Genomic DNA, 14684 nt, shown 5'->3' with positions numbered 1-14684 from the left:
GCTTTTTTCGCCAACTGATTGTGTTCGCCCCGGCCCGCGCCGGGGTGAACACGAGACCTTCATGTATCCGGGGGGAGTGCTGAGGTCGTGCTTGAACTAGTCGTCATATCCACATTGAACGGTGTCCTGTTCGGGATGCTGTTGTTCCTGATGGCCAGCGGCCTGACGGTCATTTTCAGTATGCTCGGCGTGCTGAACTTCGCGCACGCGAGCTTCTACATGCTCGGCGCATTTTTTGGATTTCAGATCAGCCGGTGGTTCGGCTTCTGGCCCGCCCTGCTGGTCGCCCCCATCCTCGCGGGAATCATCGGCGCCGGCGTCGAGCGCTTCGGGCTGCGCCAGGTCCACCGCAACGGCCATGTCGCCGAACTGCTGTTCACCTTCGGCCTCGCGTTCGCGATCGAGGAAGTCGTGCAGATCATCTGGGGCAAGAGCCCGGTGGATTTCCGCGTGCCGTCCTCGCTCGATTTCCCTGCCTTCACGATCTTCTCGACCAACTATCCCGCCTACAAGATGTTCATGCTGCTGGTGTCGGTCGCCATCTTCCTGGCGCTGCTCGTCGTGCTGAAGCGCACGCGGGTCGGCATGATCGTGCAGGCTGCGCTGACCCATCCGCATATGGTCGGCCATCTCGGCCATAATGTCGGGCGCATCTTCATGATGGTGTTCGGCGTCGGCACCGCGCTCGCCGCGGTGGCGGGCGTCATCGCAGGTCCGGCGCTGGTCACCCAATCGAACATGGCCGGCCTCCTTGGCCCCATCCTGTTCGTCGTCGTGGTGGTCGGCGGGCTCGGCTCGCTGCCGGGCGCGTTCATCGCCTCGCTGCTGATCGGCCTCGTGCAGACCTTCGCGGTGTCGATGAATGGATCGCTGTCCGAAGTGTTTGGCCCGCTCAGTCCCGCCTACGCATCGACATGGCTCTCCGACATCTGGAATGTGACCGTGGCGCAGATCGCGCCGATCATGCCCTATGTGCTGCTGGTGCTGATTCTCGCGCTCCGTCCGATGGGCCTTTTGGGGACGCGTGAAACATGAGCGACATCACCGCACGCGTTGCGCCTCCGCCGCCGACCGCGGCCGACAACCTCAAGTTCTACGGGCTCTGGGCCGCTGTCGCGATTTTCCTGCTGGTGCTGCCGAAGGTCTTCGGCACAGGTGGCGCCCTGACGACGTTCAGCCTGATCGGCATCTCGATCATCTTTGCGCTGTCCTACAACATCCTGCTCGGCCAGACCGGCATGTTGTCGTTCGGCCATGCGGTCTATTACGGTCTCGGCGGCTTTCTCGTCATTCACGCCATCAACATCATCGGCGGCAACAAGTGGGCGATCCCGCTGCCGCTGGTGCCGCTGATCGGCGGACTGGCAGGCCTCGCCTTCGCAATCCTGCTCGGATGGGTGTCGACGCAACGTTCAGGCACCGCCTTCGCCATGATCTCGCTCGGCGTCGCCGAACTGGTCGCCTCCTCGGCGCTGATCCTGCGGACGTTCTTCGGCGGCGAAGCCGGCATTTCCGCCAACCGCACCAAGCTGCTGAGCGTGTTCGGCTGGAATTTCGGCCCGCAGATCCAGATCTATTATCTGGTCGCGGCCTGGACGCTGATCTGCATGATTGCGATGTACGCCCTCACCCGCACGCCGCTGGGACGGATGTGCAATGCGGTTCGCGATAACCCCGAGCGCGTGCAGTTCGTCGGTTACGATCCGCACGTGGTCCGCTACATCGCGTTCTGCTTCTCGGGCTTCTTTGCTGGCATCGCGGGCGCGCTCGCCGCCATCAACTTCGAGATCGCCAATTCGGCCTATCTCGGCGCAGTGCAGTCCGGCACGGTGCTGTTCGCAGCCTATATCGGCGGCGTCGGCTTCTTCATCGGCCCAATCGTCGGCGCGATCTTCGTTACGCTGCTGTCGCTCGGACTGAGCGACCTGACCCACGTCTGGCAGCTTTACTTCGGGCTGTTCTTCATCGTGGTTGTCATGTTCGCGCCCGGCGGCATCACCGGACTGTTGATGATGCATCGCCCGCTGCTCAGGGGCGGGACGCTCGGGCGTGTGCTGCCGTCCTATCTCGTCGCGCTCGTTCCGACGGTTGCGCTCATGATCGGCCTGATGCTCGCGATCGAATCCGTCGTTCACTACACGATGAACCCCACCGAAAATCCGAACATCAAGGCGTTCGGCATTCCGTTCAACGCTGCGAGCCCCCTGACATGGGTTCTCGCGCTGATCCTGATCGTCGGTGGCTTCATCGTCGCGCGCATGACATGGAAGCGGGTCGCAATAGCCTGGGACGAAGCGTTGACCGCAGCGCGTGCGAAGGGAATGGCAGCATGATGTCGACTGTGAAACCCGACGCCATCGAAATCCGCGACGTCCAGAAGAACTTTGGCATCACCAAGGTGATCCGCGACCTCAACCTGAAGGTGACGCAGGGTGAACGCCATGCCCTGATCGGCCCGAACGGCGCGGGCAAATCTACCACGTTCAATCTCATCAGCGGCTACATGGCGCCGACCAGCGGCAACGTGCTGCTGCGGGGCGAGGACATCTCGACCCTCGCGCCCTACCAGATCAACCGGCGCGGCCTGTCCCGCAGCTTCCAGGTCACCAACGTCTTCGCCAACATGACGGTGTGGGAAAACCTGCGCTGCGCGGTGCTGTGGGCGACGGGACATAAGTACGCGTTCTGGAAAAGCGTCGACAACCTGCCGGAAGTGCGCGAGCTCACCGCGCGGATTCTGGAAGACATCAGCCTCACCTCGCGCCGCGACGTGCCGGCAGGTCTCCTGACCTATGCCGAACAGCGCGCGCTCGAAATCGGCATCACCATCGCCGGCGGTGCGGACGTGATCCTGCTCGATGAACCGACCGCGGGCATGAGCCACGCCGAGACCGAACGGGCGGTGGAATTGATCCGCCGCCTCACGGTCGGCAAGACGCTGCTGATCGTCGAGCACGACATGAGCGTGGTGTTCGGCCTCGCCGACCGCATCTCGGTGCTGGTCTACGGCCATATCATCGCATCCGGAACGCCCGAGGAAATCCGCAACAGTCCGAAGGTCAAGGAAGCCTATCTCGGCGAGGAAGCTGCCTGATGTTGGAAGTTCAGGATCTGCACGCCTATTACGGCAAGAGCCACATCCTTCAGGGCGTCGATATGCATATCGGCGCCGGCGAGGTCGTCAGCCTGCTGGGGCGCAACGGCGTCGGCCGCTCCACCACGGTCAAGGCCATCATGGGCGAAGTGCCACCGCACGGCACCATCAAGTTCAAGGACCAGAACATCGCCGGTCTGCCGAGCTACAGGATCGCGCATCTCGGGCTCGGCTACGTGCCCGAGCATCGCGACATCTTCCCCGGCCTCACCGTGCGGCAGAACCTGCTGCTCGGCGTCAAGGACCCCAAGCATCCGGGCAAGTGGAAGCTCGAGAACATGCTCGACATGTTCCCGAACCTGAAGGAGCGCGCCGATACGACGGCGGGCGTGCTCTCCGGCGGCGAGAAGCAAATGCTGACCATCTGCCGCACGCTGATGGGCGACCCTGAACTCATCATGATCGACGAGCCGACCGAAGGTCTCGCGCCGCTGATCGTGCAGCAGGTCGGCGACCTGATCGCGGAAATCGCCAAGCGCGGTGTGGCGATCCTGCTGGTTGAACAGAAGCTGTCCATCGCCATGCGCATCTCCCACAGGCTCTACGTGATGGGCCACGGCCGCATCGTGTTCGAGGGCACTCCGGCCGACCTCAAGGCCAATCAGGCCATCCGCAAGGAATGGCTCGAGGTGTGATACCGTCCGCTCCGCGATGTAGGGATTACACCGCGGAATTGCCGGATGCCCGCATGAGGACCGAACAAGGCGTTCTGCGCCTATCGATCGCTGTAACCCTGGCCCTGGCCGGACTGGGCATTCTGTTCGGTCTTCTGTCGGGATCCTTCGCGATTGTTTTCGACGGCGTCTATGCGCTGATCGACGCTGTCATGACGATCCTCGCCCTGCTGGTCGCCAACCTGATTGCGGCGTCGACGCGCGAGGGCGGCTCCAAATCCAGACTCATCGCGCAGTTCACCATGGGCTTCTGGCATCTGGAGCCGATGGTTCTCGGATTGAACGGCATCCTGCTGATGGGTGCCGCGATCTATGCGCTGATCACCGCCATTGGCAGCCTGCTGACAGGAGGTCGCGAACTCGCCTTCGACCAGGCCATCATCTACGCCGTCGTGACGATGCTCGCCGCAATCGGCATGGCGATCTTTGACATCAAGGCCAACCTGACCATTCGATCCAATTTCATAGCCCTCGACGCAAAGGCCTGGATGATGTCGGCGGCGCTGACGGCCGCCCTGCTCGTTGCCTTTATCTTCGGCTACATGATTCAGGGCACACACCTGAAATGGATGTCGCCCTATATCGACCCTGCCGCGCTGGCGATCGTCTGCCTGATTGTCATCCCCATACCGATCGGCACGGTGCGTCAGGCGCTTGCCGACGCCCTGCTGGTCACGCCGCCGGACCTCATGCGACAGGTCGAAGCCATCGCCGCTCAGGTCGTGCTGCGCTATCAGTTCCTGTCATACCGGGCCTATGTCGCGCGCGTCGGCCGCGGCCGCCAAATCGAGCTTTACTTCATCGTTCCACCCGGCTTGCCGCCAAGGCGGCTCGAGGAATGGGACAAGATCCGCGACGAGATCGGCGACGCCATCGGCAACGACACCCCCGACCGCTGGCTGTCCATTGTCTTCACGACCGATCAGGAATGGGCGGAGTGAGGCTTGCCGACGCAGCGGACGTTCACGCCGTCATTGCGAGGAGCACTTGCGACGAAGCAATCCAGAGCAACAAGGAAGAACTGGATTGCTTCGTCGCAAGTGCTCCTCGCAATGACGGCGTGACTGCGCGGTTCGCACCACTTCACCTCTCCCCGTTTACGGGGAGAGGTCGGAGGCTGAGCGCAGCGAAGTCTCCGGGTGAGGGGCGACTTTCATCGACTCGTCGCAAGGGATTGGCCCCTCACCCCAACCCTCTCCCCGCAAGAGCGGGGCGAGGGAGCGACGCACGCCTATTCCCCGTACCCGCGCAGTTTCTCCAGATCGATCACCGTCACGCCGCCGTATTCGAGGCGCAGCAGGCCTTCCTTCTCCAGCGTCTTGAGGCACTGGTTGGCGTTCTGGCGGGAGATGCCGGAGATCGCGCCAAGCTCCTCCTGCGTAATGTCCAGATGGCGCGTATGATCCGGATACAGGATCGGATTGAACAGCGAGGCGATTGAGCGCGCGAGGCGCGCCTTGGCGTCCAGCATCCGGCCGTACTCGACCAGCCCCATGAACTGGCCGAGCCGCTCGTTCAGCAGTCCCACCAGGAAGCGGTTGAACGCGACGCTGTTCTCGAACAGCCAGAAGAAGGTGGCGCGATCCATCAGCGCCAGGCGCGTTTCCCGCAAGGCGACTGCGTCATATCGTCTGGCTTCGTTCTTGAGCACGGTTCCCTCGCCGAACCACGCGCCGTTGGTCATGCCGGTAAAGCTGACGGCCTTGCCGTCGCGCGAGCCGGTGCCGATCCGCACCAGCCCGGTGACCACGCCCATCCAGTATTCGAAATGATCGCCGCGCATGCAGATGAATTCGTTCGCGCCGAACGATTTCTCGATCACGCCGGCGCGAGCGACTTCGATTTCCCGCTCGTTCAGGCCGCGCGACCAGACCGCAATGCGCTTGAGATATTCCGCAGAAACCATGCTGTCTTAACCGCCCCTCACGTCACTAGTGGAGTAGATTTGACCTTCGCGACTCCCCGGCCACAGGTTCGCAACGCGAAGGTCAAATCCAAAACTCCACTAGAAACCTATAATTGCCAGTGGTCCTTTGATTCTAACATTCGCAAAATTGCCTGCTGGAACGGGATGCGAATGTTAGAATCGGACCACTGGATGCTGCGACGCGGTAAAATGTCCTTTGGTATACCGCGCGCGCACCGAAATTGCCCAACGAATTGTCAGGCACAAGACATTTCAGTGTCGCGGTTTGCCGTAAGGACGACGACGGCAAATGCGTCCTGCGGCGCAAAACATCCATAGTAGAATGGCTTGCCACGGCCCCCCGGTATAGGATCGGGACCATGGCATCGAACCATAGATAAAGAGCGCGCCAAGCGCCGTATCTGGGAGGATTTGAGTGGCTTACGCATTGGAGGTGCGGGGGGTCTCACTGCGGTTCGGCGGCGTACGCGCCCTGACCGACGTGAGCTTCGGCGTCAAGGAAGGCGAACTGTTTTCGATCATCGGCCCCAACGGCGCCGGCAAGACCTCGATCGTCAACTGTGTCTCCGGCCGTTACACCCCGACTGAGGGACAGCTTTTCTATCAGGACCGCGACATCACCGGCCTCAAGCCGAATGCACGCGCGGCGCTCGGCATCGGCCGCACGTTCCAGAATCTCGCGCTGTTCCACCACATGACCGTGCTCGACAACATCATGGTCGGCCGGCATCACCTCTTGAAAAACAACTTCATCACCGGCTCGCTGTACTGGCTGACCGGCGCGCGGCGCGAGGAACTCGAACACCGCCGCAAGGTGGAAGAGATCATCGACTTCCTCGACCTGCAATCGGTGCGCAAGGCGACCGCGGGCACCCTCTCCTACGGCCTGCGCAAGCGCGTTGAACTCGCGCGCGCCATGGCTCTTGAGCCGAAACTCATTCTTCTCGACGAGCCGATGGCCGGTATGAACTTCGAGGAGAAGGAAGACATGGCGCGCTACATCGTCGATCTCAACGAAGAATACGGGATGACGGTGATGATGATCGAACACGACATGGGCGTGGTGATGGACATCTCGCACCGCGTCACCGTGCTGGATTTCGGCCGCAAGATCGCCGAAGGCCTGCCCGCCGATGTGCTGGACGATCCGCACGTCCGCAAGGCCTATCTCGGCGAAGAAGACGAAGTGCTCGACGCTCTCGATGACACCAATCCCGTCGCGGAGGCCACAGCATGATGGATTATGCAGGCCGGGTCGCACAGGCCGACACCTATCCCAAGATGCTGCGGCTCAACGCCAAAGAGCACGGCAACGCCATCGCGCTGCGCGAAAAGGACTTCGGTCTCTGGCGCGTTTTCTCGTGGAACGACTACCACACCCGCGTGCGCGATTTCACGCTGGGCATGGTCGAACTCAGCATCAAGCGCGGCGATGTGATCGGCATCATCGGCGACAACCGTCCGGACTGGGTGGCGGCGGAAATCGCGGCCCACGCCATCGGCGGTATGTCGCTCGGCATGTATCGCGAGTCGCTGCCCGAGGAAGTTTTGTATCTTTTGACCTACGGCGAAACCAAGATCGTGTTCGCCGAGGACGAAGAACAGGTCGACAAGCTGCTTGAACTTGGCGACCGCGCCCCGCATCTCAAGCACATCGTCTATTCCGATCCGCGCGGCATGCGCAAATACAGCGATCCCCGGCTGATCGATGCCGCCAAGCTCGCGGAGATGGGCCGCGAGCGCGCCGCGCGCGAGCCGCAGCTCTACGATCAACTGGTCGATGCCACCAATACCGAGGATGTCGCCATCCTCTGCACCACGTCCGGTACCACTTCGAACCCGAAGCTGGCGATGCTGACCGCCGGCAGTGTGCTGCGCCATTGCGCGACGTATCTCTCCTTCGACCCCAAAGGCCCGGACGACGAATACGTCTCGGTGCTGCCCCTGCCCTGGATCATGGAGCAGGTCTACGCGCTCGGAAAAGGCTTGCTCTCCCGGATGAAGGTGAACTTCGTCGAGCAGGCCGACACCATGATGAACGACTTCCGCGAGATCGCGCCGACGTTCGTTCTGTTCGCGCCGCGCATCTGGGAAGCCATCGCCGCCGACGTGCGCGCACGCGTGATGGACGCCTCCGCGATGAAGCAGAGCCTGTATGAAACCGGCATGAAGGCCGGGCTGTCGGCGCTCGATGCAGGCAAAACGTCGATGGTGGCGGAAACGCTGGTGTTCCGCGCGCTGCGTGACCGTCTCGGGTTCACCCGGCTGCGGTCGGCAGCGACCGGCGGCGCTGCACTTGGTCCCGACACCTTCAAGTTCTTCCGCGCCATGGGCGTGCCGCTGCGCACGCTCTACGGCCAGACCGAAACGCTGGGCGCGTTCACCCTGCATCAGCCTGAGGCCGTCGATCCCGACACCACCGGCGTTGCCATGGGCAATACCATCGAGATCGAAATCCGCGATCCCGACGTCAACGGCGTCGGCGAGATCGTGGTGCGCCATCCCAACATGTTCTCGGGTTACTACAAGAATGAAGCCGCCACCGCTGCAGAAGTCCGCGACGGCTGGATGCATTCCGGCGATGCCGGCTACTTCAACAAGGCGAAGCAGCTTGTGGTCATCGACCGCATCAAGGACATGGCGCAGACCTCGCGCGGCGACCGCTTCTCGCCGCAGTACATCGAGAACAAGCTGAAGTTCTCGCCCTACGTCGCCGAAGCCGTGGTGCTGGGCGACGGGCGCGATTACCTCGCCGCCATGCTCTGTATCCGCTTCTCCATCGTCTCGAAATGGGCCGAAAAAAACCGGATCTCCTTCACGACCTATACCGACCTGTCCTCGCGCCCGGAAACCTACGAGCTGTTGCGCAAGGAAGTCGAGGCGGTCAACGCCACGCTGCCGCCGGCGCAGCGCATCTCCAAGTTCCTGCTGCTCTACAAGGAGCTCGATGCGGACGACGGCGAACTGACCCGCACCCGCAAGGTCCGCCGCACCGTGATCAACGACAAGTACGCCGACATCATTAATGCGATCTACGGCGGCAAGCCGGACATCGATATCGACACCGTGATCCGTTTCCAGGACGGCACCACGCAGCGCATCCGCTGCACCCTGCCGGTCATCGACCTCGGAACGTCACACAAGACGGCGGAGGCCGCCGAGTGAACACCCAGCTTCTCGTTCAACTTCTCATCAACGGCCTCGTGGTCGGCACGCTTTACGGCGTCGTCGCGATGTCCTTCGTGCTGATCTACAAAGCCACGCAGGTGGTGAACTTCGCGCAGGGCGAGTTGCTGCTGATCGGCGCGTGGGTCTGCTGGTTTCTGCTGACCAAGTATCAGGTGCCGTTCTGGATCGGCATGCCGATCACGCTCGTCTTCATGTTCATCTTCGGCATCCTGATCCAGCTCATCATCCTGCGCCCGATGATCGGCGAGCCGATCATTTCCGTCATCATGGTGACCATCGCGCTGTCCACGGTATTTTCGGCGCTGATGAAATGGATGTTCGGCGTCAACCTTCAGCCGTTCCCGAAGATCTTCAACACCCAGCTCGTCAACATCCTCGGGATGCAGGTGCAGACCGTCTACATCCTCAGCCTCGCGGTGTCGGTGGCGATGATGGCGGGCATGGCATGGTTCTTCAAGGTGTCGAAGTATGGCCTCGCCATGCGCGCCACCGCGTTCAACCAGCAGGTCGCGCAGTCGCTCGGCATTTCGGTGAAAAGCGTGTTCGCGATGGCATGGGCGATTTCGGCGACCGTGTCGGCCGTCGCCGGTGTCGTCGTCGCCGTGGTCAACGGCGTCTCGGCCGGTCTGTCGGCCTACGGCATCAAGGTATTTCCGGCGGCAATCCTCGGCGGTCTCGACAGCGTCGGCGGCGCGGTGGTCGGCGGCATCATCATCGGGCTGCTTGAGAACGTCGCGCACTTTGTCGACAGCGAATATCTCCACTGGGGCAACCTGTTCGAGATCGCGCCGTTCTACGCGCTCATCATCATCCTCATGATCAAGCCTTACGGCCTGTTCGGCACCAAAGACATCGAGCGGATCTGATCATGGCAGGCCATACCCTCCTTCCCGCAGGCGACTACCGCACCACCTACGCGGCGGATACTACGGTGTTTCCGACCACGACCAGCCGCAACGCGATGATCGTGGGCATCGTGCTGATCTGTTTCGCACCCTATGTGCTGAACGAATATGCGCTGAGCCTGCTGATCCAGATCGGCATCTTCGGCATCGCTGCGCTCGGCCTCAACATCGTGGTCGGCTTCACCGGACAGATCTCGATCGGCCATGCGGCCTTTTTCGGCTTCGGCGCGTTCACTTCGGCCTATGTCTCGACCAAGCTCCATGTCCCGGTGTTCTTCGCCATTCCGCTCTCGGGTCTCGTCACAGCACTTGTCGGCCTGATCTTCGGCCTCCCCGCGGCGCGGCTGAAAGGCCTCTATCTCGCCATCGCGACGCTGGCGGCGCAATTCATCCTGCTCGACTTCTTCTCGCGCGCCGAATGGTTCACCGGCGGCAGCGTTCCGGCACATGCCGAGCCGTTCTCGATTTTCGGCCAGGTGCTGCGCGGCGACCGCCAGTATTTCTACGTCGTGCTGGCCTACGTCATCGTCTGTTATCTGCTGGTCACCAACCTGATGCGGACGCGCGACGGCCGCGCGCTGGTGGCGGTGCGCGATCACTATCTCTCCGCCGAGATCATGGGCATCAACCTTACCAAGTACCGAACGCTTTCATTCGGATTGGCGGCATTCTTCGCCGGCGTCGGCGGCGCGCTCTACGCCCATTACAATCAGGTCGTTTCCAACGAAGGTTTCGGCATCGACCGCTCGATCATCTTCCTCGCCATGATTATCATCGGCGGCATCGGCTCGATCATGGGGACATTGCTCGGCACCGCCTTCATGGTGCTGCTGCCGGAATCGATGGAATGGCTCAGCGCCGCGCTCAGCGGCAGCACGATCGATCAGTTCCTTGGCCTCAAGAATAACATCGCATTCTTGCGGGAGATGGCCATCGGCGTCATCATCATCATCTTTTTGATCTTCGAGCCGGACGGGCTTGCTCACCGGTGGCGGCAAATCAAGGCTTACTGGAAACTCTACCCGTTCTCGCATTGAGGTCGGAACGGGACAGACAATAAGAAGACCTCGAGAGGAAACCGGAGGATTACGCTTATGACCATGACGAAATTATTGAGTACAGCGTCACTCGCCCTGCTGCTCGGCGGCACCGCCGGCGTAGCCCAGGCGCAGGTTTCGCTCGGCCATCTCGCCGATTATTCCGGCGCGACATCCGACGTCGGAACACCGTACGGACAAGGCGTCGCCGACGCCTACGCCTGGATCAACAAGAACGGCGGCATCGGCGGCAAGCCGGTGAAGATCGACACCGTGGATTACGGCTACCAGGTGCCGCGCGCGATCGCGCAGTACAAGAAATGGTCCGGCTCCGACAAGGTCGCCGCGATCATCGGCTGGGGAACGGCGGATACCGAAGCCCTCACCGGCTTCCTTGCCCAGGACAAGATCCCGGATATGTCGGCGTCGTATTCGGCGGCACTGTCCGATCCGACCGGCGCGGGCGGCAAGGGCAAGGCGGCGCCTTACAACCTGTTCTACGGTCCGAGCTATTCGGACGCGGTGCGCGGCATGCTGACCTGGGCCGCCGATGACTGGAAGGCCAAGGGCAAGTCCGGTAAGCCGAAGTACGTCCACATGGGTGCGAACCATCCGTATCCGAACGCACCGAAGGCCGCCGGAGAAACGCTCGCTGCCGAACTCGGCTTCGAGGTTCTGCCGGCTATCGTGTTCGCCCTGACGCCAGGCGACTACAGCGCGCAGTGCCTGACGCTGAAGAGCTCGGGCGCAAACTACGCTTATCTCGGCAACACCGCCGGCTCCAACATCTCGGTGCTGAACGCCTGTAAGGCCGCCGGCGTCGATGTCCAGTTCATGGGCAACGTCTGGGGCATGGACGAGAACGCCGCGAAGGCCGCCGGCGCGGCCGCCGACGGCGTGGTGTTCCCGCTGCGCACCGCAGTGGCCTGGGGCGGCAACGCTCCCGGCATGAAGACCATGCAGGAGATCTCCAAGATGTCCGACGCCGCCGGCACCACCTATCGGCCGGTTCACTACATCGCGGGTGTCTGCACCGCGATGTACATGAAGGAAGCTGTCGAATGGGCCGCCAAGAACGGCGGCGCAACCGGCGAGAACGTTCTCAAGGCCTTCTATCAGAAGAAGGATTGGGTTCCGGCCGGCATGGAAGGCGTCTGCAATCCTTCGACCTGGACCGAGAAGGATCACCGCCCGACGCTGAAGGTCGACATCTATCGCATGAAGGTGTCCGGCGCGACCGACGCGTCCGTTGGCGATCTCGTCAAGAACGGCGCGATCAAGCTCGACAAGGTGAAGACCGTCGATCTTCCGCGCAAGCAGGAATGGCTCGGCTGGTAAGCTCTGCTCCCTCTCCCCGCTTGCGGGGAGAGGGTTGGGGTGAGGGGCACGTCTCGTTCGGAACATCGCCCCTCACCCGAACCCTTCGCTACGCTCAGGCTTCGACCTCTCCCCGTAAACGGGGAGAGGTTTAGAAAACCCAGGACGACCGACGTGCAAACAGCCGCTGAACCCAATGCAAAGCCTGCTCCCGCTGCAACAGCCGCGCCGCTGCTGGCCGTGCGCAACATCGAGGTCGTTTACGACAACGTCATCCTCGTGCTGCGCGGCCTGAGCATGGACGTGCCGAAGGGCGCGATCGTGGCGCTGCTCGGCGCCAACGGCGCGGGCAAGTCGACCACGCTGAAGGCGATCTCCGGCCTGCTCAAGACCGAGGACGGCGAAGTCACCCGCGGCGAGATCGTGTTCGACGGTGAGCGCATCGACGGCATCGATCCCGACAAAATTGTACGCCGTGGAATTTTTCAGGTGATGGAAGGCCGCCGCATCATCGCGGACATGACCGCGCTGGAAAACCTGCGGCTCGGCGCTTACACCCGCAGCGACAAGAACGTCGATGACGACATCGACATGGTCTACAAGTATTTTCCGCGCCTCAAGGAACGCACCGGCCTTGCCGGTTACCTCTCCGGCGGCGAGCAGCAGATGCTGGCGATCGGCCGCGCGATGATGGCGCGCCCGAAGATGATCCTGATGGACGAGCCGTCGATGGGTCTGTCGCCGCTGCTGGTCAAGGAAGTGTTCGGTATCATCAAGCAGATCAACCGCGACCTCGGCGTCACCATCCTGCTGGTGGAGCAGAATGCGCGCGCGGCGCTCTCCGTCGCGAGCCATGGTTACATCATGGAGCAAGGCAAGGTCGTTCTTGACGGCACCGCCGCCGAACTGCGCGACAACGAGGACGTCAAGGAATTCTATCTCGGCGGCGCGGGCGACCAGCGCAAGAGTTTCAAGAACCTGAAGAGCTTCAAGCGCCGCAAGCGCTGGCTGTAACCACATCCGTCATTGCGAGCGCAGCGAAGCAATCCAGCCATGGCCACACAAGCTTGCGGTGAGAATTGACGCAAGACTGGATTGCTTCGTCGCTTCGCTCCTCGCAATGACGAACATATGGACTACCCATGACCGACCACTACGATGCTCTCGAAACCCGCTCGCCATCCGAGCGCGACGCCGACCTGTTCGCGCGGCTGCCCGGCGTGCTGCGCGCGGCGGCGAAAGCACCGGCCTATGCGGAGCGCTTCAAGGGCATCGACCTCGCCTCCATCACCAGCCGCGCCGCTCTCGCCAAACTGCCGGTGCTGCGCAAATCCGAACTGCCCGCGCTGCACAAGGCCGCGCCACCGTTCGGCGGCTTCGTGTCGCAGCCCAGCGGTTCGTTCGGCCGCCTGTTCACCTCGCCCGGCCCGATTTTCGAGCCGGAAGTCGCCGCCGACGATCCATGGCGCGGCGCGCGCGCAGTGTTCGCCGCAGGTTTTCGCCCCGGCGACATCATGCTCAACACCTTCAGCTATCACCTGACGCCCGGCGGCTTCATCTTCGATAGCTCCGCCCGCGCGCTCGGCTGCGCCGTGATCCCCGGCGGTCCCGGCAACACCGAACAGCAGTTTGAGCTGATCGAAACCTATCGCCCCGTCGGCTATTCCGGCACGCCGGATTTTCTGAAGATCCTGCTCGACACGGCGGACAAGACCGGCCGCGACATCTCCTCGATCAAACGCGCGCTGGTATCGGGCGCGGCATTCCCCAAGTCGCTGCAGGACGAAATGAAGGCGCGCGGCGTCGACGCCTACCAGAACTTCGGCACCGCCGACCTCGGCATCGTCGCCTACGAGACTGCGGCGCGCGAAGGCCTGGTGGTCAACGAGAACATCATTGTTGAAATCGTGCGCCCGGGAACCGGTGAGCCGGTGGCGGACGGCGACGTCGGCGAAATCGTCGTCACCACGCTCGATCCGCATCATCCGTGGGTTCGCCTGGCGCTCGGCGATCTCAGCGCCGTGCTGGCCGGGCAAAGCCCCTGCGGCCGGACCAATATGCGCATCAAGGGCTGGATGGGCCGCGCCGACCAGACCACCAAGGTCAAGGGCATGTTCGTCCGACCCGAGCAGATCGCCGAAATCGGCAAGCGTCACCCCGAACTGGGGCGGCTGCGCCTTGTCGTCACGCGCGACAAGGAGGTCGATGTCATGACCCTGTCTGCGGAATGCCCGTCAAGCGGCGAATCCCTCCGGGATGAGGTTGCATCGACCCTGCGTGCCGTGACAAAGCTACAGGGCAATGTCACCCTCGTGGCACCGGGTTCGCTGCCAAACGACGGCAAGGCGATCTCGGACGAGCGCAAAAACGACTGATCTCAGGCTCAAGCAATGCTCTGATGTCATGGCCGGGCTTGTCCCGGCCATCCACGTCTGGGAAACTAGAAAAGACGTGGATGCCCGCGACAAGCGCGGGCATGAC

The 14684-nt window shown here is 62.4% G+C and carries 13 protein-coding genes; 12 read left to right on the top strand and 1 reads right to left on the bottom strand.

What is annotated here, in order from left to right; genetic code table 11:
- Positions 1–87: 87 nt before the first annotated feature.
- The 5 genes from YH63_RS13460 to YH63_RS13440 are packed head-to-tail and all read left to right on the top strand — an operon-like array spanning position 88 to position 4769.
- Entirely contained in the window at positions 88–1035 is a 948-nt protein-coding gene (locus tag YH63_RS13460; RefSeq protein ID WP_046827161.1) for a branched-chain amino acid ABC transporter permease, read from the top strand.
- Positions 1032–2333, top strand: coding sequence for a branched-chain amino acid ABC transporter permease (locus YH63_RS13455; RefSeq protein ID WP_046827162.1), 1302 nt, complete (start codon positions 1032–1034; stop codon positions 2331–2333). Before YH63_RS13460 ends, YH63_RS13455 begins: the two co-directional genes overlap by 4 nt.
- Positions 2330–3094: an ABC transporter ATP-binding protein gene (locus YH63_RS13450; RefSeq protein ID WP_433995096.1), complete on the top strand. Its 765-nt coding sequence runs from the start codon at positions 2330–2332 to the stop codon at positions 3092–3094. The genes YH63_RS13455 and YH63_RS13450 overlap by 4 nt, the downstream gene beginning before the upstream one ends.
- On the top strand, positions 3094–3789 hold the full coding sequence (locus tag YH63_RS13445) for an ABC transporter ATP-binding protein (RefSeq protein ID WP_046827163.1): 696 nt from the start codon (positions 3094–3096) through the stop codon (positions 3787–3789). The genes YH63_RS13450 and YH63_RS13445 overlap by 1 nt, the downstream gene beginning before the upstream one ends.
- Positions 3790–3842: 53 nt before the next feature.
- Positions 3843–4769, top strand: a complete 927-nt coding sequence (locus YH63_RS13440) for a cation diffusion facilitator family transporter (protein WP_046827164.1) — start codon at positions 3843–3845, stop codon at positions 4767–4769.
- 290 nt (positions 4770–5059) lie between these two features.
- On the opposite strand, the gene YH63_RS13435 is transcribed toward YH63_RS13440, so the two are convergent.
- Complete coding sequence (locus tag YH63_RS13435; protein WP_046827165.1) at positions 5060–5734, bottom strand: Crp/Fnr family transcriptional regulator; 675 nt, start codon at positions 5732–5734, stop codon at positions 5060–5062.
- A gap of 436 nt (positions 5735–6170) precedes the next feature.
- Here YH63_RS13435 and YH63_RS13430 point away from each other — a divergent pair, with 436 nt between their 5' ends.
- From YH63_RS13430 to YH63_RS13400, 7 genes are all read left to right on the top strand, one after another.
- Positions 6171–6992 carry an ABC transporter ATP-binding protein gene (locus tag YH63_RS13430; RefSeq protein WP_040425647.1) on the top strand — a complete coding sequence of 274 codons (822 nt, stop codon included), beginning with the start codon at positions 6171–6173 and terminating at the stop codon, positions 6990–6992.
- A complete protein-coding gene (locus YH63_RS13425) occupies positions 6989–8920 on the top strand; it encodes a long-chain fatty acid--CoA ligase (protein WP_046827166.1) in 1932 nt (643 codons plus the stop codon). Before YH63_RS13430 ends, YH63_RS13425 begins: the two co-directional genes overlap by 4 nt.
- Complete coding sequence (locus tag YH63_RS13420; protein WP_046827167.1) at positions 8917–9810, top strand: branched-chain amino acid ABC transporter permease; 894 nt, start codon at positions 8917–8919, stop codon at positions 9808–9810. Before YH63_RS13425 ends, YH63_RS13420 begins: the two co-directional genes overlap by 4 nt.
- Before the next feature lie 2 nt (positions 9811–9812).
- Complete coding sequence (locus YH63_RS13415) at positions 9813–10886, top strand: branched-chain amino acid ABC transporter permease (protein ID WP_046827168.1); 1074 nt, start codon at positions 9813–9815, stop codon at positions 10884–10886.
- A 57-nt stretch (positions 10887–10943) separates the two neighbouring features.
- Complete coding sequence (locus YH63_RS13410) at positions 10944–12224, top strand: ABC transporter substrate-binding protein (RefSeq protein ID WP_046827169.1); 1281 nt, start codon at positions 10944–10946, stop codon at positions 12222–12224.
- Between the two features lie 153 nt (positions 12225–12377).
- Entirely contained in the window at positions 12378–13217 is an 840-nt protein-coding gene (locus tag YH63_RS13405; protein WP_046827170.1) for an ABC transporter ATP-binding protein, read from the top strand.
- Positions 13218–13345: 128 nt separating this feature from the next.
- A complete protein-coding gene (locus YH63_RS13400; RefSeq protein WP_046827171.1) occupies positions 13346–14578 on the top strand; it encodes a phenylacetate--CoA ligase family protein in 1233 nt (410 codons plus the stop codon).
- The last annotated feature ends 106 nt before the right edge of the window (positions 14579–14684 follow it).

It is taken from the genome of Afipia massiliensis (assembly GCF_001006325.2).
GTDB lineage: Bacteria > Pseudomonadota > Alphaproteobacteria > Rhizobiales > Xanthobacteraceae > Afipia > Afipia massiliensis_A.
Note: the sequence above shows the minus strand (reverse complement) of the source record. Positions and strands in the feature narration are given on the sequence as shown.